Annotated in this window: 17 protein-coding genes; 6 read left to right on the top strand and 11 right to left on the bottom strand. The window is 64.9% G+C overall.

The features are described from left to right. Window positions 1–16: 16 nt before the first annotated feature. The 3 genes from BLS50_RS17385 to BLS50_RS17375 form a co-directional block, all read right to left on the bottom strand. A complete protein-coding gene (locus BLS50_RS17385; protein ID WP_074802952.1) occupies window positions 17–1,435 on the bottom strand; it encodes a sensor histidine kinase in 1,419 nt (472 codons plus the stop codon). Continuing rightward, window positions 1,428–2,174 (bottom strand): response regulator transcription factor, encoded by a 747-nt coding sequence (locus BLS50_RS17380; RefSeq protein WP_012339830.1) that lies wholly within the window; start codon window positions 2,172–2,174, stop codon window positions 1,428–1,430. Before BLS50_RS17380 ends, BLS50_RS17385 begins: the two co-directional genes overlap by 8 nt. A gap of 292 nt (window positions 2,175–2,466) precedes the next feature. After that, the gene (locus tag BLS50_RS17375; RefSeq protein ID WP_074802949.1) at window positions 2,467–2,676 is read right to left on the bottom strand and encodes a hypothetical protein; all 210 of its coding nucleotides are present in this window, start codon (window positions 2,674–2,676) and stop codon (window positions 2,467–2,469) included. Window positions 2,677–2,953: 277 nt separating this feature from the next. Between BLS50_RS17375 and BLS50_RS17370 the strand changes: the two genes are divergently transcribed. Both BLS50_RS17370 and BLS50_RS17365 read left to right on the top strand, forming a co-directional pair. Continuing rightward, a complete protein-coding gene (locus BLS50_RS17370; protein WP_074802946.1) occupies window positions 2,954–3,259 on the top strand; it encodes a DUF4148 domain-containing protein in 306 nt (101 codons plus the stop codon). Between the two features lie 377 nt (window positions 3,260–3,636). Next, window positions 3,637–4,806 (top strand): porin, encoded by a 1,170-nt coding sequence (locus BLS50_RS17365; protein ID WP_074802943.1) that lies wholly within the window; start codon window positions 3,637–3,639, stop codon window positions 4,804–4,806. 121 nt (window positions 4,807–4,927) lie between these two features. Here BLS50_RS17365 and BLS50_RS17360 read toward each other — a convergent pair whose 3' ends face one another. The 8 genes from BLS50_RS17360 to urtA all read right to left on the bottom strand — a co-directional run bounded on the left by BLS50_RS17360 (window position 4,928) and on the right by urtA (window position 12,654). Next, window positions 4,928–5,953: an aliphatic amidase gene (locus BLS50_RS17360; protein ID WP_074802940.1), complete on the bottom strand. Its 1,026-nt coding sequence runs from the start codon at window positions 5,951–5,953 to the stop codon at window positions 4,928–4,930. Window positions 5,954–6,037: 84 nt separating this feature from the next. Next, window positions 6,038–6,373, bottom strand: coding sequence for an FmdB family zinc ribbon protein (locus BLS50_RS17355; protein WP_069231277.1), 336 nt, complete (start codon window positions 6,371–6,373; stop codon window positions 6,038–6,040). Window positions 6,374–6,410: 37 nt separating this feature from the next. Continuing rightward, window positions 6,411–7,649: a formamidase gene (fmdA, locus tag BLS50_RS17350; protein ID WP_074802937.1), complete on the bottom strand. Its 1,239-nt coding sequence runs from the start codon at window positions 7,647–7,649 to the stop codon at window positions 6,411–6,413. Between the two features lie 61 nt (window positions 7,650–7,710). Beyond that, a complete protein-coding gene (gene urtE, locus BLS50_RS17345; RefSeq protein ID WP_012339826.1) occupies window positions 7,711–8,400 on the bottom strand; it encodes an urea ABC transporter ATP-binding subunit UrtE in 690 nt (229 codons plus the stop codon). A 34-nt stretch (window positions 8,401–8,434) separates the two neighbouring features. Continuing rightward, window positions 8,435–9,178, bottom strand: coding sequence for an urea ABC transporter ATP-binding protein UrtD (urtD, locus tag BLS50_RS17340; protein ID WP_069231279.1), 744 nt, complete (start codon window positions 9,176–9,178; stop codon window positions 8,435–8,437). 3 nt (window positions 9,179–9,181) lie between these two features. Further along, window positions 9,182–10,351, bottom strand: a complete 1,170-nt coding sequence (gene urtC / locus BLS50_RS17335; RefSeq protein ID WP_069231280.1) for an urea ABC transporter permease subunit UrtC — start codon at window positions 10,349–10,351, stop codon at window positions 9,182–9,184. Between the two features lie 55 nt (window positions 10,352–10,406). Further along, window positions 10,407–11,324, bottom strand: coding sequence for an urea ABC transporter permease subunit UrtB (gene urtB, locus BLS50_RS17330; protein WP_011875582.1), 918 nt, complete (start codon window positions 11,322–11,324; stop codon window positions 10,407–10,409). Window positions 11,325–11,379: 55 nt separating this feature from the next. Further along, window positions 11,380–12,654, bottom strand: coding sequence for an urea ABC transporter substrate-binding protein (gene urtA, locus BLS50_RS17325; RefSeq protein WP_011875581.1), 1,275 nt, complete (start codon window positions 12,652–12,654; stop codon window positions 11,380–11,382). Between the two features lie 224 nt (window positions 12,655–12,878). Between urtA and BLS50_RS17320 the strand changes: the two genes are divergently transcribed. From BLS50_RS17320 to BLS50_RS17305, 4 genes are all read left to right on the top strand, one after another. Next, entirely contained in the window at window positions 12,879–16,301 is a 3,423-nt protein-coding gene (locus BLS50_RS17320) for a hybrid sensor histidine kinase/response regulator (protein WP_074802934.1), read from the top strand. Between the two features lie 67 nt (window positions 16,302–16,368). Then, on the top strand, window positions 16,369–17,307 hold the full coding sequence (locus BLS50_RS17315; protein WP_074806466.1) for a response regulator transcription factor: 939 nt from the start codon (window positions 16,369–16,371) through the stop codon (window positions 17,305–17,307). A gap of 461 nt (window positions 17,308–17,768) precedes the next feature. After that, entirely contained in the window at window positions 17,769–19,379 is a 1,611-nt protein-coding gene (locus tag BLS50_RS17310; RefSeq protein ID WP_249191688.1) for a sugar porter family MFS transporter, read from the top strand. Window positions 19,380–19,434: 55 nt separating this feature from the next. Further along, window positions 19,435–20,163 carry an HAD family hydrolase gene (locus BLS50_RS17305; RefSeq protein WP_074802929.1) on the top strand — a complete coding sequence of 243 codons (729 nt, stop codon included), beginning with the start codon at window positions 19,435–19,437 and terminating at the stop codon, window positions 20,161–20,163. Window positions 20,164–20,184: the final 21 nt, after the last annotated feature.

Genomic DNA, 20,184 nt, shown 5'->3' with positions numbered 1-20,184 from the left:
ATCGTCCGGACGGCCATCATGCCAGCGACCTCGGCCAGCATTCGATCGTCACGCGCGTGCCGGGCTCGGCATGGCCGATCCGCAGCGTGAAATCGTGCACGTTGACGACCGTCGACACGATGCTCAGGCCGAGCCCGGCCCCAGCGAGATGCCCGGTACGGCGACTGCGGTACCGGGACCGCAGCACCGCCTCACGCTCGTCGGCTGCGATGCCCGGGCCGTTGTCGATCACGTCGATGCGCGGGCCGAACGGCGTGTCATGCAGTTCCAGGCGCACCGTATCGCCCGACGTCGTGTACTTGAGCGCATTGTCGAGCAGATTGCTCAGCGCCTCGAACAAGAGTGCGCGATCGCCGTGAATCCGCGCCACCGGCTCGACGGACTGCACGAAGTGAATCGCGCGGCTGTCCGCGAGCGGTTCGAACAACTGCCCGACGTCGATGACCAGATCCTCCAGCGACAGCTCCGCAAATCCGCCGCGCCGCTGCAAGGAACCGATTTCGGCGATACGCAGCATCGCCCGGAAACGATCGAGCAGCACGTCGGTCTCGTGGCGTGCCCGCGAGACGAGACGCTCCAGCACGGCATCGTCGAGCCGCTCCGCCCGCTGTGCCGCCTGCGCGAGCAGCGTGTGCACATGGGCGAGCGGTGTCCGCAAGTCATGCGCGATGCCGTCGCAGACACCCTTTACCTCGTTCATCAGCCGCTCGATCTCCTCGAGCATATGGTTGACGAGATGGGACAGCAGATCGATCTCGTCGTGTCCGCCGACCGGCAGCCGCTGGCCGAGGTCGCCCTGCGCAATACACTGCGTGATGCGCCGGACCTCCTTCAGACGCCGCATTTGCCGCACGCTGAGCATCAGGCCGCCCACGACGCCCGTGCCAAGACAGAGCAGCCCGCCGCCCACCAGCGCCTGGATGATCGCCGCGCGGATGCGCAGGATGTGCGTGAGGTCGCGCCCGAGCACCAGCACGTCGCCGTTCGCACGCCGCTCCGCCATCGTGCGGACGACCGGCGGCACCTGGTCTCCCGCGATCGGCATCGTGTGATCGAGCGTCACGCCGCTGCGGTTCGGCTGCAGACCGGCCGGCAACGCCAGCACATCGCCGGCGATATGCGTGCCGTCCGCGGTAAAGAGCCCGTAGTAGTTGGTATGCATCCGCTCGTGCTCGATCCGGTGCAGGATCGCGGCGGCAAGCTGGTCGTCCTGGATCGAATCGAAGTAGATCATCTGCCAATCGATCACCGTGTCGGTTTCCCGCTCCATGTCGTGCGTGATCACCGATGCGATGAAGCCGAGCAGCAGCATCACCGACACGGAGAACGTCACGGCATAGACCGACACCAGCCGAAACGTACTCGAGTACCAGCGTCGCGCGGGTGCCGGCGGGACGTGATGCGCGGCCGACGCCGCGGTAGCCGGCTCAGCCAAGGCGATACCCCGCGCCGCGTACGGTCTGGATCATCTGCTTCGCATCGGACGGATCGATCTTCCTGCGCAACCGGCCCATGTGCACTTCGATCAGGTTCGTGCCGGGATCGAAGTGATAGCCCCATACGGCCTCGAACAACATCGTCCGCGTAATGGTTTGCCCGGCATTGCGCATCATGTATTCGAGCACGCGGTACTCGGTCGGCAACAACACGATTTCCTCGCCGTCGCGAAACGCCTTGCGCGAGATCAGGTCGAGCTTGAGCGGGCCGACGACCAGCGTCGTGTCGAACGTGGCCGGCGCGGCCTGGCTCCGGCGCAGCAGCACCTCCAGGCGCGCGGCCATTTCCTCGGGATCGAACGGCTTGGTCAGGTAGTCGTCGCCCCCCGCACGCAGCCCGCGGACCCGTTCGTCGACATCACCGAGCGCGCTCAGCATCAGCACGGGAGTGCGCACGCCGACGCTGCGCATCGTGGTCAGGATCGTGAGGCCGTCGACCACCGGCAGCATCCGGTCGAGCGTGATCACGTCGAATTCGTTGCCGAGCGCGCGGGCCATGCCATCGCGCCCGTTCGCCACCCATTCGACCGTAAAGCCGCGCCCCTCCAGCTCCGTGACTATTTCGTTCGCGGTGATTTCGTCGTCTTCGATCGTGAGGACGTGCGCGACGGCCGTGCCGTCCACGGCCGGCTTGTCAGGCGGGGCCGGCTCGTTGACCGGGGAAGCGGATGATGCCATGTACGATTCTCGTCTTCGTCGAAGGGACGTATGCGCTTCGATACCCGACGGCCGAACGCGCTCGTGCAGAGCTTATGCGTGCACGCGTAAAAGACGCGCGTCGGCTTCGTGAAGAAAGTTTCATATCCGGCAACATAACGTCAAGATCGGCTTCGATCCTGACTTATTTGCCATTGCAACGGAGGCTGAAAACGACCCGGCATGCTCGCCTTTGCGACACGATGTCGTACCACGGCTCGCGACGCACGCGAGCCGCCGCGACCGGCTGCGAATGGTGCGCCGCAACGCGCGGTCAGCGTGGGTGCGATCGTGTGCCGGCCGCGCCCGCACGATGCGACGCGAGATCACGTGCGGCATCGATCGCACGATCCCGCTGTTCGGCTTTCGCGTTCGCGAGCGTCACATCGGCGATCGCGAGCCCGGTTCCCTGCACCTTCGCGAACGCCGGCAGCGACGCACCCATCAGCGCGACCAGCCCAGCCATGACGACCTTTGATTTCATTGCCTTACCCCCGTGTCCACCGCGCGGCGCGCGGCATCGATCGATCCATCGCTCGACGATACGCCGCGGCGCCTAACCATCCGGAAGCACGCGCATGAACGATTCTTTAACCTTCGATGCCTGCGGCAATCGGTGCATGCTCCGAGCCGGGCTTGCCTAAAACATGTTTCATCATCGCGCTGTCGTTTAGCTAGTCCGCCGTGCCTAATCTTCGCCTCGCGGCCGACGCAGGCATCCTGCCGTACGGCCTCTACTCAACGCTATCCAGGAGCCGAAGATGAATCATCCCGTCCGTTATCTCGTGTGCGCCGCCATGCTCGCATTGAGCGTCTCCGTGCATGCCGGGACGAAGCTCACGTCCGCGCAATGTCATGACTATCCGTTCGTGCATGCGAACGGCCCGGTCTCCCACCGGCAACTCGTCAACGAACTGAACGAACTGGAGTCCGTCGGCTACAACCCGTCGTCCGGGGACGAGAGCAGCTATCCCGACGATATCGATTCGGCACAGGCGCGCCTGATGCAGAAGTACCAGCACGATTGTGCCGGGGCGGCCAATACCGTCGCGTCGAGCGGCAACTGAACGCTCCCTGCAACCGTTCTCCGAGTTTGCGCGCGAGCCCTCGTGGCCGCGCGCTTTTTTTTGGGTTGCTCCGATGTTCCGTGCCGATATGTCGGCACTTCACGCGAATAAATCCTCATGTCAATCGGCGAAAGATAGAAAACAACACATCGCAAAGCGTTCGATCACCATGCGACTCCAGAGCATCCCACCTTTCCGCGTGAGATCCATCGGCGCATGACACTTTCGAATACTGAAAAATAGTCTTTCCGTGCACGTTGCGGCGACCGCTTTTCCTCTGCCTACACTGCCTCGTCCGCCGAGATCGCATTCCGGGACGACATCGAAGTCAGCGCGATCCAGCGCCGACTGCCCCACCACACCGTCAGAGGAACTAAATGAAACGTCGATCGAAGAAACTGCCCTGGTACGTATTCGCGCCGGCACTCCTGCTCGCAGGCACGGCGCACGCCCAGCAGAGCATCACGCTATACGGGCTGATAGACGAAGGCCTCAACTTCACGAGCAATGCAGGCGGTCATCGCGCCTGGCAGATGTCTAGCGGAGACACATTCGGCAGCCGCTGGGGCTTGAAAGGCAGTGAGGACCTTGGCGGCGGCGACAAGGCCATCTTCCAGCTCGAAAACGGCTTCAACGTGAACAGCGGCAAGCTCGGTCAGGATTCGAGCATGTTCGGCCGTCAAGCGTTCGTGGGCCTGTCGTCGTCACGGTATGGCACGCTCACGCTCGGACGCCAGTACGATACCAGCGTCGACGCACTCGGCTTCGGCGGTATCACGGCGGCCGGCAACTGGGCCGGCGACATCGCGACCCACCCGTTCGACAACGACAATACGGACTGGGATTTCCGCGTCAACAATGCCGTCAAGTATGTGACCCCGACATACCGCGGACTCACCGCGGAAGCGATGTACGGCTTCAGCAACCAGCCCGGCGGATTCTCGAACAATCGCGTCTGGGGCGCCACGCTGAACTACCAGAGCGGCAACCTGACTGCGGCGGCGTCTTACCTGAAGCTCAACAATCCCGGGCTCGCGGCGGGCGGCGCGGTCAACAGTGGCGATCTCTTCAACGGCTCGTCGCAGCAGGACATCGGCGTAGCGGCTTCCTACCAGTTCACCCACGTACTCGTCGGCGCCGCGTGGTCCCATGTCGATGTCTACAACCCCGCCGGCAATGCATGGATCGACAATACCGCCCTGCAAAACGGCGCGACGTGGAATGCGTGGAAATTCGACAACTTCGAACTCAATGCTCAGTACTACTTTACTCATGCCCTCTGGCTGGGAGCGTCCTACACGTTCACCATGGCGCATCTGTACACGTCCGACACGAAATATGTCCCCAAGTGGCACCAGATCGGCATGATGCTCGACTATGACCTGAGCAAGCGCACTTCGCTGTATCTGCAAGGCGCTTGGCAGCATGTCGTCAGCGCCCGTACCGGGACCAGCTTTGACGATGCCCAGATCGTGGACGCGTCGGCTGGCGCGTCGTCAGGGCCGAACCAGATGGTCTATCGCATGGGCATGGTGCATCGCTTCTAACCCGTCAGAGGCCCGCACCGGAACCCGCTCGGCGCGGCTTTGGTGCGGGCGCCGGCATGTCGATCGAAACCGCTGCGAATCGCCTTCATGAATTCGCCCGATTACACCCGGGCGCACGCACTCAGCCTTCGTGTGGAATACCTTCGATCGGACACTCCGGCGTACCAGGCGTTGCGCGCGTGAGCGCTTCGACACGGCGACGCGTGGCGTCCGGATCCGCAATCCAGTCGCGATAGAACCCGAACGGGCACTCCGCGACGCCATTCACGCCGTCGCCGGAGTTGATCGTGCCGGTGTACCCGCGATGGAGCAGCTTGTATAGATGATTCTGCGACTGCATGTTGCGCCGCGCGTCGCGAATCATGCCGAGCGACAGCTCCGCATACTGCACGCCCATTTCCTCCTCGCCGCATTCGCCGAGCGTGCGCCCGTCGAACCCGACGATCGCCGAATGGCCGAAATACGAATACACGCCGTCCCAGCCGGTCGCGTTGGCCACTGCGACGTAGGTGTTGTTCATCCACGCCATCGCCTTCGCGACCATCACCTGCTGCTCTTTCGCCGGGTACATATAGCCCTGGCAGCGCACGATCAACTCGGCGCCATTCATCGCGCAGTCGCGCCAGATCTCCGGATAATTGCCGTCGTCGCAGATGATCAGGCTGATCTTGAGGCCCTTCGGCCCGTCCGTCACATAGGTGCGGTCGCCCGGATACCAGCCTTCGATCGGTGTCCACGGCATGATCTTGCGATACTTCTGCACGATCTCGCCGCGATTGTCGATCAGCACGAGCGTGTTGTACGGGACCTTGTGCGGATGCGCTTCGTGGCGCTCGCCCGTGATCGAGAACACACCCCACACGTTGGCCTTGCGGCATGCCGCCGCGAAGATGTCCGTCTCTTCGCCGGGGATCGTCGACGCCGTATCGAACATCTCCTGGCGGTCGTACATGATGCCGTGGGTCGAATACTCGGGGAACACCACCAGATCCATGCCCGGCAAACCCTGCTTCATGCCGACCACCATGTCGGCGATACGGCGCGCGTTGTCGAGCACCTCCGCCTTCGTGTGCAGACGCGGCATCTTGTAGTTGACCACCGCGACACCCACACAATCGCGGCTGCTGGAAATATCACCATGTCGCATGACGCTTTCCTCCTCTAACACGTACACGTTGACGCCGCACGCGACGGCCGCTGCTTCCCCGCATCGGCTCGCGCGCGGCACACCTTAGTGGCTGATCATCCACGGCCGTCCCGCCGGCCGCTTGAGGCCGTCCGACGCCGTACCGGCGAGCTTCGCCGCACCGCCCGAGCAGCAACTGCAACCGGCGCGATGGCGCAGTGGCGGCCCGTCGCCGGACTGACGCGGCGCGTGCGCGGCACGCTCGTTGGTTGCGTGTGCCGCACGGCGTGCCCCGCCCATCAGCGCGAGCGAGGGTGCGCTGACGACACGGTCGCCTTGCGCGCCGCAATCGGGACAGCAGCACGGTTGTTCGCGATCCGCGATGCGGCGCATCACGGAGAACGGCCCGCAGCTTGCGCACTCGAAGTCGTAGATTGGCATGACGGCCTCCTGTTCCTGCGTGATTTCAGTGTGTCGCTCACGCCTTCGCGAGATCCGGCGAACACGGCAGATCCACCCCGCCCTGGATGTACTGGATAGGGCCGTCGGCATTCGGGCGAATGTCGAAATCGAAGATCTGCGTGGGCAGCCACAAGGTCGCGCATGCGTTCGGAATGTCCACCACGCCGCTGATATGCCCCTGCACCGGCGCGCAGCCCAGCAGCGAATACGCTTGCGCGCCCGAATAACCGAATTTCTTCAAATACTCGATGGCGTTCAGACACGCCTGGCGATACGCGGTGGTGACGTCGAGATAATGCTGGCCCCCCTGCTCGTCGACGGAAATGCCCTCGAAAATCAGGTAGTCGTTGTAGGTCGGCGTGATCGGGCTGGGCTGAAAGACGGGGTTGCGGATACCGTATTTCGCCATGCCGCTCTTGATGAGATTCACGCGCATATGCACCCAGCCGGCCATTTCGATCGCGCCGCAGAACGTGATCTCGCCGTCGCCCTGGCTGAAGTGCAGGTCGCCGACCGACAGGCCGGCGCCATCCACGTACACCGGGAAAAACACCTTCGAGCCGCGCGACAGATCCTTGATGTCGCAATTGCCGCCATGCTCGCGCGGCGGCACCGTGCGCGCGCCTTGCGCGGCGGCCTGGTCGCGCGCGTCGCCCGCGAGCTTGCCCATGTGCGCGGTAGCCGCGAACGGCGGATTCGCGAGCGGCGGCACGCGCTCCGGTGCGGTGGCGATCAGGCCGGTTTCGCGCGCGTTCCAGGTTTCCAGCAGAGTCGGATCGGGCAGGCAGCCGATCAGGCCGGGGTGAATCAGGCCCGCGAAATTCACGCCCGGAATATGGCGCGAGCTCGTGTAGACACCGTGAAAATCCCAGATCGATTTCTGCGCGCTGGGGAAATGATCGGTGAGAAAGCCGCCGCCGTTCGTCTTCGAAAAGAAGCCGTTGAAGCCCCATTGGCTGTCGGCCTTCGCGCCGATGTCGAGCAGGTCGACCACCAGCAGGTCGCCGGGCTCCGCGCCGTGCACGCCCACCGGGCCGGACAGGAAGTGCACGATCGACAGGTCGATGTCGCGCACGTCGTCGGCGCTGTCGTCGTTCTTGATGAAGCCGCCGGTCCAGTCGTAGGTTTCGAGGATGAAATCGTCGCCGGGCTTGACCCAGCAGGCCATCGGAATGTCGGGGTGCCAGCGGTTGTGCACCTGTTCGTTTTCGTAGGCCGACTGGTTCAGATCGACCTTGATGAGAGTCTCGGGCATGACGTTCGCTCCTGGGTTCGCGGATTGACAGACGGCACGGCGCGCGAACGCCGCGCCGCGCTCAGACGGAAAGGTATTCGCGGATGCGGTCGGTGTCGCCCGCATCGCGCGTGCTTTGGTGCACGAAGCGCCCGCCCTCGATCACGAACAGGCGGTCGGCCACGTCGAGCGCGAAGCTCAGCACCTGCTCCGATACGACGATGGCGATATTGCGGCTCGTGCGAATCTGGTTGAGCGCCTTGGCGATGTCCTTGATGACGGACGGCTGGATGCCTTCGGTCGGCTCGTCGAGCAGCAGCACCTTCGGGTCGGTCGCGAGCGCTCGGGCGATCGCGAGTTGCTGTTGCTGGCCGCCCGACAGATTGCCGCCCTTGCGCTTTCTCATGTCGAACAACACCGGAAACAACGCGTAGAGCTCGTCGGGCACACGCTGGCTCTGCGCGTTTTCGAGGCCTGTCTGGATGTTTTCCTCGACGGTCAGCGACGCGAAAATCTGCCGGCCTTGCGGCACGTAGCCGATGCCCTTCGACACGCGGCGGTAGCTCTCGTCCTTCGAGACGTCGGCGCCGGCCACGCGCACCGTGCCGCGATTGGCGGGCAGCATGCCGATCAGCGCCTTGAACAGCGTCGTCTTGCCCATGCCGTTGCGGCCCATCACGGCCACGCTTTCGCCTTGCGCGACGGCAAAGTCGATGCCGTGCAGCACCTCGCTCTGGCCGTAGCTGACGACGAGATCGTCGACTTCCAGCATGATGTGTTCTCCGTGTTGTCGTCCGGTGGCGGACTCAGTGGCCCAGGTAGACGTCGATCACGCGCGGGTCGGCCTGCACCTGCGCCATCGGGCCTTCCGCGAGAATCTTCCCCTGATGCATGACCGTGACCTTGTGCGCAATGCGCTCCACGAAAGCCATGTCGTGCTCGATCACGATCATCGAGCGATTGCGGCAGATGCGGTCGAGCAGCTCGGCCGTCAGTTCGCGCTCGCGCACGCTCATGCCCGCGATCGGTTCGTCGAGCATCAGCAATTCGGGGTCCTGCATGAGCAGCATGCCGATTTCGAGCCACTGTTTCTGGCCGTGCGAAAGCAGCCCCGCTTCCATATCGAGCGTGGCGGCGAGGCCGATTTCATCGGCCACGTCGCGCACGCGATCGGCCACTTCGGTATCCTCTCGATAGGCGAGCGCGCCGAACACGCTGCGGCCGCGCGGAAACGACACTTCGAGGTTCTGCGCGACGCTCAGGTTTTCGTAAATCGACGGCGTCTGGAACTTGCGGCCGATCCCTTGGCGCACGCGGCGAAATTCCGCGAGACGCGTGATTTCCTCGTTGCGGAACTTGATGCTGCCCGCCGTTTCCTTCGTCTTGCCGCAGATGAGATCGAGCAGCGTGGTCTTGCCCGCGCCGTTCGGGCCGATCACCACGCGCAGCTCGCCGCGTTCGAGATAGAGATTGAGCGAATCGATCGCCTTGAAGCCGTCGAACGACACGGTCAGGTCTTCGATCGCGAGCAGAAAGTCGGTATTGCTCATGCTTCACGCCCCCTTGTTCGCCACGCCGAGCAGCCGCCGCACGCGCGGGCGCACATGCTCGTCGTAGAGGCCCGCCAGCCCGTTCGGAAACACCATCACCACGCCGATGAACATCGCCGCCATCAGATAGAGCCAGAGGTTCGGAAAGCTCTCCGAGAACCAGCTCTTGCCGAGATTGACGAGGATCGCGCCGTACACCGCGCCGACCAGCGACATGCGCCCGCCGATGGCCGCGTAGATCACCATTTCGATCGACGGCACGATGCCGACGAACGACGGCGACATGAAGCCCACCTGCAGCGTGAACATCGCGCCGCCGATGGCCGCGAGCATCGCCGCGAGACAGAACGCGAACACCTTGAACATCGCGACGTCGTAGCCCGAGAAGCGCACGCGGTCTTCCTTGTCGCGCATCGCGAGCAGCAGCGTGCCGAGCTTGCTGCGCTGAACCCAGCGGCCGACGAGCAGCGCACCGATCAGCAGCGCGGCGTTCACGAAATACAGCACGAGCTTCGCGTGATCGGTGCGGATGTCCCAGCCGAGCAGCGTGCGCAGGTCGGTGATGCCGTTCACGCCGCCCGTATAGCCTTGCTGGCCGATGATCAGCACCGAGAGGATCAGCGCCACGGCCTGCGTGATGATCGCGAAGTACACGCCGCCCACGCGCCGCTTGAACATCGCGTAGCCGATCACGAAGGCGAGCGCCGTCGGCACGACGAGCACCGCGAGGATCGAGAACGGCAGGTAATGAAACGGCTTCCACCACGTGGGCAGCGCGGTGAGCTGGTTCCAGTCCATGAAGTCGGGAATGCCCGGCGTGGTCTGCGTATGGGTGGCGGCCGGATCAGACGCCTCGAGCTTGAGAAACATCGCCATCGCGTAACCACCGAGGCCGAAGAACACGCCCTGGCCGAGACTGAGCACCCCGCCGTAGCCCCACGCGATCACGAGGCCGATCGCCACGAACGCATAGGTCAGGTACTTGCCCATCAGGTTCAGGCGGAACGTGTCGAGCGCGAGCGGAAACACGACCACGATCAGCAGCGCGAGCAGCACGATGCCCGCATAGCCCGACGCGTCGAGCCGCGCGACGCGAGCGCGCCAGCCGGCCGGCGGCGCGCCCGGGCGGGATCGCGGGGATACGGCGCCCGCCGCGGGTTGGATGGGTTCCATGTCCATCTCTCCAGTCGAATGAAGCTGTGAATGACGCGCGTTCATCGACGCACGCTTAAACGCGCCGCACCTTCGACGCGAACAGGCCCTGCGGGCGCAGCATGAGAATCACCACGACGGTAAGCAGCGTGAGCACGCGCGCAATCGATCCCGACAGGAAGAACTCGCTGATCGACTGCATCTGCGCGATGCCGAACGCCGACGCCACGGTACCGAGCAAGCTCGCCGCGCCGCCGAACGTCACGACGAGAAACGAATCGACGATATAGAGCGAGCCGCTCGTCGGCCCCGTCGAGCCGATCGCCGTGAAGGCCGCGCCCGCCACACCCGCGATGCCGCAGCCGATCGCAAACGTCATGCGGTCGGTGCGCCGCGTATTGATGCCCGCCGCGTTCGCCATCGGCCGGTTCGCGACCGTGGCGCGAACGCGCAAGCCCCACCGCGAGCGATAGAGCGCGAGCAGCAGGCCGCCCGTCATCAGCAGCGCGAGGCCCATCACGAACATGCCGCTCACCGGAATGTCGAGGCCGGGCGTGGGTTCCCACGAACCCATCAGCCAGTCGGGCAGCGCCGGACTCACTTCCTTCGGCCCGAAGGTCGAGCGGAACACCTGCTGCATGCCGAGGCTCAGGCCCCAGGTGGCGAGCAGCGTGTCGAGCGGGCGCTTGTACAGATGGCGGATCAGCGCCCATTCGGCGAGCCAGCCCGCCGCGAAGGCCAGCGCGAACGCCGCGAGAATCGCGAAGAAGAAATACACGGGCGTGAGCGCGTGCCAGACGTTCTGCGAAAACCACGAAAACAGGTAGACCGTATAGGCGCCGATCGTCATGAATTCGCCGTGCGCCATGTTGATCACGCCCATCTGGCCGAAGATCACGGCGAGCCCGAGCCCCATCAGGAGCAGGACGCTGAAGAGGCTCAGACCGGCGAAGCCCTGCATCAGCGTGATGTTGAAAATATCGGTAGCGGACATCGAACGCTCCTCGCGCGGCGGCGTCATCGGCCGCCGCGCCGCTGCGGTTGACGGATTACATGTAGCCCTTGGGGAACGGATTCGGCTGGATCGGCTGCTCCGACTGCGCGACGACCTTGAATTGGCCGTCCGCCTGGCCCTGGCCGATCAGCGAGCGGCTCCACAGGTGGTGGTTCGCATCGACCTTCGCGTAGCCTTGCGGCGCGTTCGCCACTTCGATGCCGGCCGAATGCGCGACCACCTTGTCCACGTCGAAGCTGCCCGCGCGCTCGCACGCGGCCTTCCAGATCCACGGGCCGAGATAGGCGGCCTGGGTCACGTCGCCGATCACCGACTTCTGGCCGTAGCGCGCCTTGAACGCCGCGACGAACTTCTTGTTGTTGTCGTTATCGAGCGACTGGAAGTACTTCATCGACGAATAGAAGCCCGCGAAGTTGTCGCCGCCGATGCCGAGCACTTCGTCCTCGGTCACCGACAGCGTCAGCAGGAACTGCTTCTGCGGCGTGATGCCCGCGGCCTTGAGCTGCTTGTAGAACGCGACGTTCGAGCCGCCCACCACGGTCGCGAAGATGCAGTCCGGGCGCGCCAGCTTGATCTTGTTCATCAGCGACGCGAATTCGGTCGTGCCGAGCGGGTAATACTCCTCGCCCACCACCTTCGCGTGCAGATGCTGCTCGATATGGCGGCGCGCGATCTTGTTGGACGTGCGCGGCCAGATGTAGTCGGAGCCGATCAGGAAGAAGGTCTTGGCCTTCTTCGTGTTCGAGGCCCAGTCGAGCGCCCAGACAATCTGCTGGGTCGCTTCCTGGCCCGTGTAGAACACGTTCTTCGACTGTTCGAGGCCTTCGTAGAAGGTCGGGTAATACAGCAGGCCGTTGTCCTTCTCGAACACCGGCAGCACCGCCTTGCGCGAGGCCGAGGTCCAGCAGCCGAACACGGCCGCGACGTGGTCGTTCTCCAGCAGCTTCTTCGACTTTTCGGCGAAGGTCGGCCAGTCGGACGCGCCGTCTTCCTGAATGATCTGGATCTTGCGGCCCAGCACGCCGCCCATCGCGTTGATCTGTTCGATGGCGAGGCGCTCGGCCTGGATCGAACCGGTTTCGGAAATCGCCATCGTGCCCGTGGCCGAGTGCAGCTGGCCGACCGTCACCGTGGTGTCCGTGACCGCCAGACGCGTGGTGTTGACCTTCGCCGTGGGCGGCGTCTGCGCAAACGCGCCGCGCGGCAGGCCCAGCGCCATCAGCGGCGCGGCGGCGAGACCGCCGAGCATTTTCCGGCGCAACGGCGAAGGCATCCGGGCATCGTCATCGAATCGATCGTCTGCGGACATCACGTTCTCCTTATCGGGTGCCCGGCGCGGATCGCTGCGGGCTGGGTCGAGGTTGGACGCAATGTAGGAAGCCAATTTGAGGATCGAAATACGTCAATCGACGTATTCCCGGTGCGCGGGCTGGAATGTAATTTGCATTGCAGGGCGCTCCTGAGCGGCGTGGTCCGCCGTTGTGCCGTTCGCGCCCCGCTCGTGCCGCTTTCGCACCATTTCGGATCATCCTCATGTCCCAGAGTCACCCGTCAGTGGGCGCGCCCGGTACGCAACGCATCGTCAAGGTGCGCCGCGACTACAACGCCTGGGTCGGCGACGAAACCCTCGAGGACTATGCGCTGCGCTTCACGCCGCGCTCGTTCCGGCGCTGGTCGGAGCTGCGCGTGGCCAATACGGCGATCGGCGCGGTGTCGTTTCTGGTGCTGGAAGCGATCGGCGGCAGTCTCGTCGTCAACTACGGCTTCACGAACGCGGTCTGGGCCATTGCGGCCGTCTCCGTGCTGATCTGGCTCACCAGCTTGCCCATCAGCTATTACGCGGCGCGCTACGGCGTCGACATGGACCTGCTCACGCGCGGCGCGGGCTTCGGCTATATCGGCTCGACGGTCACTTCACTGCTGTATGCGGTGTTCACGTTCATTTTTTTCGCGCTCGAAGCGGCCATCATGTCGCTGGCGCTCCAGCTGTATTTCCATATTTCGCTGGCGATTGCGTACGTCGTGAGTTCGCTCGTGGTGATTCCGATCGTCATGTTCGGGATCACGCTGATCAACCGCCTGCAAAGCTGGACGCAGCCGCTGTGGCTCGTCCTGTTCGTGCTGCCCTACGCTGCCGTGCTGTGGCGCCATTCCGACCTGATCGCGCAATGGACCACCTTCGCGGGCTTCGCGCCGCAAGGCCGCGCTTTCAGCCTGATCGCCTTCGGTCAAGCGTCGACGGTCGTGTTCGCGCTGATCGTGCAGGTAGGTGAACAGGTGGACTATCTGCGCTTCCTGCCGCCGCTCACCGCGAAGAACCGCACGCGCTGGTGGTTCGCATTGCTCTCGACGGGGCCGGGCTGGATCGTCCCCGGCGCGCTCAAGATGCTGGGCGGCGCATTGCTCGCCTTCATCGCGCTGCAGTACGAAGTCGATGCCGTCCACGCCACCCGGCCCACGCAGATGTACCTCGTCGCCTATCATCTGCTGCTCGATCCGTTGGGCCTCGCGAGCTGGGCGCTGCCCGCGATGACGCTGTTCGTGATCGTCTCGCAGTTGAAGATCAACGTGACCAATGCCTATGCGGGCTCGCTCGCGTGGTCCAATTTTTTCGCGCGGCTCACGCACAGCCATCCGGGCCGCGTGGTATGGCTCGTGTTCAACGTCATGATCGCGTTGCTGCTCGTCGAAATGGGCGTGTTCGATGCGATCGCCAAGGTGCTGTCGCTCTACGCGAACATCGCGATCGCGTGGATCGGCGCGTTGTTCGCCGATCTCGTCATCAACAAGCCGCTCGGCTATAGCCCGCGACATATCGAGTTCAAGCGCGCGCATCTCTACGACGTGAACCCCGTGGGCGTCGGTGCGATGCTGATCGCGGCCGCCGTCGCGATGCTCGCGCACAGCGGCCTGTTCGGCGTGCTCGCCCAGGCGATGTCGTCGTTCATCGCGTTCGGTGCGGCGTTCGCCTGCGCGCCGCTGCTCGCGGTACTCACCCGCGGCCGCTATTACATTGCCCGCGCCGCGCAACCGACCGGCGACGCCACTTCGCTGCGCTGCGCGATTTGCGAAAACACCTTCGAGCCCGACGATACGGCGCACTGCCCGGCCTATGGCGGCACGATCTGCTCGCTGTGCTGCTCGCTCGACTCGCGCTGCCACGATCGCTGCAAGCCGCACGCGCGCTTCGCGTCGCAGGCCGACCGCGCGCTGCATCGCGTGCTGCCGGGCGCGCGGCTCGGCCCTGCCGCGCTGCGCCTCATTCACTATGCGAGCCTCGTGCTGGCGATGCTCGCGGTGCTGGGCAGCGTGCTCTATCTGATCTGGGCGCAGAGCGCGACGTCGATGCGCGCCGCCGGGCCATCGATCGCCCATGCGCTCTCCGGCAGTTTTCTGAATATCTTTCTCGCGCTCTCGCTGGTGGGCTGCATCGCGGCCTGGTGGTTCGTGCTGGAGCGCGAAAACCGCCGCGTCACGCAGGAAGAGTCGCAGCGGCAAAACGAATTGCTGATGCTCGAAATCGACGCGCATCAGAAAACCGACGCGGCGCTCAAGCGCGCGACCGCCGCCGCGGAATCGGCCAACCAGGCCAAGAGCCGTTACGTGTCCGGCTTGAGCCACGAGCTGCGCACGCCGCTGAACAGCATTCTCGGCTACGCACAATTACTGCTGCAGGCGAAGGAAGAACTCACGCCCATGCGCTACAACGCCGTGCGTACGATCCATCGCAGCGGCGAGCATCTGCTCGCGCTCGTCGACGGCCTGCTCGACATCGCGCGCATCGAGGCGGGCAAGCTTCAGTTGAACGTCGCCAAGGTATCCCTCGCCGATTTCGTCGCCCACCTGACGTCGATGCTGCGTCCGCAGGCGCTCGAAAAAGCGCTCGCCTTCGACGTGCAGACGGTCGGTCGGCTGCCCGCCACCGTGCGCACCGACCAGAAGTGCATGAGCCAGATCCTCACCAACCTGATCGGCAATGCGATCCGCTTCACGTCGAGCGGCACGATCACGCTGCGCGTGAGCCACGTGCTCGATACGCTCAAATTCGAGGTGGTCGATACCGGCCCCGGCATCCCGCCCGCCGAACTGGAGCGCCTGTTCCTGCCGTTCGAACGCGGCGAAGCGGCCCATGCGTACGATCACGGCGCCGGTCTCGGGCTCACGATCTGCCGCCTGCTCACGCAAGCGCTCGGCGGCAGCCTCGAAGTGGACAGCGAAGTCGGGCACGGCACGCGCTTCGTGGTGCGCCTGTTCGCCCCCGCCGTCGACGCGGCGGCCGAAACCCACGCCGAACTCGCGTCGATTCGCGGCTATACGGGTGCGCGCCGCACCATTCTCGTGGTGGACGACCTCGACGATCAGCGCGACATCGTCGTGCAATTGCTCACGCCGCTCGGCTTCGACGTCGCTGAAGCCGCCAGCGGCACCGATGCGCTGCGCTGGCTGGCGATGCACACGGCCGACGCGATCATCATGGATATTTCGATGCCGCTGATGGACGGCTACGAAACCAGCCGCCTGATCTCCGAGAATCAGTTGTCGAACGCGCCCATCGTGCTGCTCTCCGCCAACGCATTCGCCGACGACCGCGATCGGGCGAGCGCGACCGGATGCAAGGGTTATCTGGTGAAACCGCTGCAGGTGAATCTGCTGCTCGACAAGCTTGCACAGCTGCTGGCGCTCGACTGGATCGCATCGGACTCCGGCGCCAGCGCGCGACCGGTGGCGACACAGCCGCCCACGCCCGCCGTGTGGCCACGCGAGCTCATCGAACATCTGCATGCGCATCTCGAAGTCGGCTACGTACAGGGCGTGATCGAAGCGCTCGACGCTGCCCGCGAGGCCCGACCCGGGTTGCGGGATCAAATCGACGCGTTGCGCTCGTTGGCGGAACGTTTTCAGCTAAGGGAACTCGAGCATGAACTTGACCGACTCGCGCGCGGCGCGAACGCGTGACGCACACACCACGATTGCGACCTCTCCGATCGCCGGCGACCCGGCCGCGTGGCTGCGCGAAGGGCCCATGATCCTGATCGTCGACGATACGCCGGAGAACCTCGCCTTTCTTTCCGACACGCTGCAGGCGCACGGCTACGTGGTGATCGTCGCGCTGTCCGGCGAGGACGCGCTCAAACGCCTCGCGCGCGTGACGCCCGACGTGGTGTTGCTCGACGCGATGATGCCCGACATGGACGGCTTCGAAACATGCGTGCGCATCAAGCAGGATGGACGGCACGAGCATCTGCCCGTCATCTTCATGACTGCGTTGACGGAGAGCGAACATGTCGTACGCGGCTTTCGTGTAGGCGGCATCGATTACGTGACCAAGCCGGTGCAGCCCGAGGAATTGTGCGCGCGCATCGGTGCCCATGTGCGGCGTTCACGCGCGCAGTTGTACGCGGAGGCCGCCCTGTCGCTCGACACGCGCGCGGCGCTGATCGTCGGTGCGGACGGCACGATTCGGTGGCAGAGCCCGCAGGCTGCACGTCATATCGCTGCATACACGAGCGCGCATGACGCCCCCGCCGATGCCCGGCAACCCACGACCGCACGCGATACCGATGCGCCGACGCAGCTGCCCGCGCTACTGCGCACGTGGTTCGTCGATTGGCTCGCGCGCGGTGCGCCAAGCGACGCCGTGCACGAATTCAGTTCGGGCCCGATACGCCGCTCGGCCAGCGCGACGCGCGGCCCGGAACCGGGCGAATGGATCGTCATCCTCAAGGAAAGAGACGACACCGCGCATTGCAATGCACTCGCCGAACGCTTCGGCTTGACCATGCGGGAAGCCGAAGTGCTGCTCTGGGTGTCGCACGGCAAGACGAACCGCGATATCGGCGACATTCTGGGCATCGCCGCGCGCACGGTGAACAAGCATCTCGAACACCTGTTCCGCAAGCTGCATGTCGAGACCCGTGCGGGCGCGGCCGCCGCGGCGATCAAGATGCTCGAGCGCACGTGACAGGGCCGGATCGCCGGATCGTCAACTTGCCGCATCCTTATCGGGCCGCTCGCCGGGGTATAATTTTGTAAACTTGATCTTTTGCTCTGATTCTGGATAATTGTTCATGCCTCTGGCGACATGCTTCCTGTAGCGCGCGCCACGAGGCCATAGTCCGCCAGCCCCTCTCGGCTGGCATCCCCTGTTTCGGCGCCTGACCTGTTGGTCCGCCGAAATACCGTCACGATTCCACCGGGCAACGGCGGAATCGTTCGCCTGCCACGCAGGCCGTGAAGCGCCAGAGGAGACACTGGCGCCTTGCTCCAAAGTGCGGCTCCAGATCGTGCTCAACCAGAGGAATCGTCGCGCCTTCGACCCAAACCGGTTTGGATGGGCCGTGAGCGATTTCCCTACTCGGTGACCGACATGACGAAGCAATCACCCCACGTACAAACCGGAAGTCCCTCCTGTCGGCGCGTGCCATGTGCCCGACGCGGCGGCACGCCGCCCGGCCACGTCCACGCGCTCGCCTGAGCGCCCGTCCGCGACTTCCCGCTCCGCGACTACTGCGACGCGTTGCCGCACGTGCGGCGGCGCCGATTACCGGCGTGGGCACATGCCGTCACGTTACGCGTTCGTTCGCCCGTGCGACGCGCCGCACCACAAGGAAAACCGTCATGGCTTCTGATTCCGCCCTTCCCGACACACCCGCGGCCCGCCCCCGGCCCACCCCGTCCGCCTACATGCGCACCGTCGCATCGATCGCGGCGATCGCCGGCGGGCTCTACGGATACGACACCGGCATCATCTCGGGCGCCCTGCCCCTCATCGCACGAGACTTCGGCCTCGACTACCGCGCGCAGGAGCTCGTCGCCGCGGCGATCCTGCTCGGCGCGGTGATCGGTGCGCTGGCCGGCACTCGCATGTCGGCCGCATTCGGACGCCGCAAGACCATTACGATCGTCTCGGCGATCTATGCGGCCGGCGTGCTGGCTGCCGCCCTCTCGCCCGACGCGTGGTCCCTTGCCGCTTCCCGGCTCGTGCTCGGATTCGCGGTCGGCGGCTCGACGCAGATCGTGCCGACCTACATCGCGGAACTCGCGGAGCCGGACAAGCGCGGCCGCCTGGTGACCTACTTCAACGTCTCGATCGGCATCGGCATCCTGCTCGCGGCCCTGATCGGCGTCGCGGGTAACGACCTGTTTTCCTGGCGCGCGATGATCGGTATCGCGGTCATCCCGTCGGTCATCCTGATGGTTGGCATGACCCGACTGCCGCGCAGCCCGCGCTGGCTCGTCGAGCAGGATCGCATCGCCGACGCGCATGGCGAGTTGTCGAAGGTGCGGGAATCTCAAGCGGCCGTCCGACACGAGATTGCCGATATTCGGGACGTGGTCGAGCGGCAGCAGGACGGCGCGACATCGGGCTGGCGCACGATGCGCGAGCCGTGGGTACGCCCCGCTCTCGTTGCGGGCCTCGGCGTCGCCGCGTTCACCCAGCTCAGCGGCATCGAGATGATGATCTATTACACGCCGACGTTCCTTCGCGACGCGGGGTTCGGCGCGTCGGCATCGCTCTGGGCCGCACTCGGCGTCGCCGTCACCTATCTCGTGATGACCTTCATCGGCAAGCTGATCGTCGACCATGTCGGCCGTCGCACGCTCAGCCTCGCGACGCTGCCCGTCGCGGCAGCCAGCCTCGTGCTGCTTGGCTGCCTGCTGCGGGGCGACTTCGTTTTGCCCATGCAGCAACTGTGGATCGTCATCTGCCTGATCGCGTTCATGGTGTTCAACGCCGGCGGTATCCAGGTCATCGGCTGGCTGACGGGCGCGGAAATCTACCCCGTCGCGATTCGCAACCAGGCCACCGGCGCGCACGCCGCCATGCTATGGGGCTCGAACCTCTTGCTGACCGGCACTGCGCTGACCGTGACCAAATGGCTCGGTGTCGGCGGTGCGATGTGGGCGTATGCGTGTCTCAACGCACTCGCATGGGTGTTTATCTATTCGATGGTGCCGGAAACGCGCGGTCGCAGCCTCGAGGACATCGAACGCGCATTGAAGCGCGGAACGTTCGGGCCGCGCCATTCATGATCGGACACGGTCAAGCCAGTCACGCCCATCCCGCCTTCTCATCACGGAAACCGACATGAACGAACTCACTGCCACGCATCGACTTTCGGATCATGCGCTGATCAGCGATTGCGACGGCGTGCTCGTCGATAGCGAAGCCATCGCCGAACGCATCGTCGTGACTCGCCTCGAGCACCTCTGGGGGCTCGCCGGCCTTCGCGACGTCGTACGTCCCCTGCTCGGCATGCGAGCCGAGCAATTGCTGCGCACGGTCGCAACCATCGTCGACCGGCCGCTCGACGACGACATGGTCGAGGCGATTCGCGCGGACGTCCACGCAAACGCGGTGAATTCGCCAGCCATCGACGGCGTGCGCGACGCGTTCGCCGCCATCCCGCTCGTCAAGGCGTGCGCCAGCAACAGCGATCTTGCCTACGTGCGCAGCGTGGTCGACCGGATCGGCCTGGCCGACCTGTTCGGCGAACGCTTGTTCACGGCCGACCAGGTGCCCTCGCCGAAGCCCGCGCCCGACGTCTATCTGGCCGCCGCCCGTCGCATGCATGTCGCGCCCGAACGGTGCATCGTCGTCGAGGACAGCGCGACGGGTACGGCCGCCGCGATGGCCGCCGGCATGACCGTACTCGGCTTCGTGGGCGCCGCGCACGCGGCACGAACGCAGACGGACAAGCTGCACGCCGCAGGCGCGTCCGTCGTCTTCGACGACATGGCCGCACTGCCGTCGCTCGTCGAGCGCTGGCTGCGACACATGCAGGACACGACGCCCGCTTGGCGCGTACGCGCCTGACCTTCCCCGAACGAAAAACAC

This window comes from Burkholderia orbicola (genome assembly GCF_900100915.1).
Classification (GTDB): domain Bacteria; phylum Pseudomonadota; class Gammaproteobacteria; order Burkholderiales; family Burkholderiaceae; genus Burkholderia; species Burkholderia orbicola.
Note: the sequence above shows the minus strand (reverse complement) of the source record. Positions and strands in the feature narration are given on the sequence as shown.

Coding starts and splice junctions, on each gene's coding strand:
- urtD (WP_069231279.1), bottom strand. CDS start 9,178: ATGAGCAATACCGACTTTCTGCTCGCGATCGAAGACCTGACCGTGTCG.
- BLS50_RS17355 (WP_069231277.1), bottom strand. CDS start 6,373: ATGCCAATCTACGACTTCGAGTGCGCAAGCTGCGGGCCGTTCTCCGTG.
- urtB (WP_011875582.1), bottom strand. CDS start 11,324: ATGTCCGCTACCGATATTTTCAACATCACGCTGATGCAGGGCTTCGCC.
- urtE (WP_012339826.1), bottom strand. CDS start 8,400: ATGCTGGAAGTCGACGATCTCGTCGTCAGCTACGGCCAGAGCGAGGTG.
- urtA (WP_011875581.1), bottom strand. CDS start 12,654: ATGTCCGCAGACGATCGATTCGATGACGATGCCCGGATGCCTTCGCCG.
- BLS50_RS17310 (WP_249191688.1), top strand. CDS start 17,769: ATGTGCCCGACGCGGCGGCACGCCGCCCGGCCACGTCCACGCGCTCGC.
- fmdA (WP_074802937.1), bottom strand. CDS start 7,649: ATGCCCGAGACTCTCATCAAGGTCGATCTGAACCAGTCGGCCTACGAA.
- BLS50_RS17375 (WP_074802949.1), bottom strand. CDS start 2,676: ATGAAATCAAAGGTCGTCATGGCTGGGCTGGTCGCGCTGATGGGTGCG.
- BLS50_RS17370 (WP_074802946.1), top strand. CDS start 2,954: ATGAATCATCCCGTCCGTTATCTCGTGTGCGCCGCCATGCTCGCATTG.
- BLS50_RS17315 (WP_074806466.1), top strand. CDS start 16,369: ATGATCCTGATCGTCGACGATACGCCGGAGAACCTCGCCTTTCTTTCC.
- BLS50_RS17305 (WP_074802929.1), top strand. CDS start 19,435: ATGAACGAACTCACTGCCACGCATCGACTTTCGGATCATGCGCTGATC.
- urtC (WP_069231280.1), bottom strand. CDS start 10,351: ATGGAACCCATCCAACCCGCGGCGGGCGCCGTATCCCCGCGATCCCGC.
- BLS50_RS17320 (WP_074802934.1), top strand. CDS start 12,879: ATGTCCCAGAGTCACCCGTCAGTGGGCGCGCCCGGTACGCAACGCATC.
- BLS50_RS17360 (WP_074802940.1), bottom strand. CDS start 5,953: ATGCGACATGGTGATATTTCCAGCAGCCGCGATTGTGTGGGTGTCGCG.
- BLS50_RS17380 (WP_012339830.1), bottom strand. CDS start 2,174: ATGGCATCATCCGCTTCCCCGGTCAACGAGCCGGCCCCGCCTGACAAG.
- BLS50_RS17365 (WP_074802943.1), top strand. CDS start 3,637: ATGAAACGTCGATCGAAGAAACTGCCCTGGTACGTATTCGCGCCGGCA.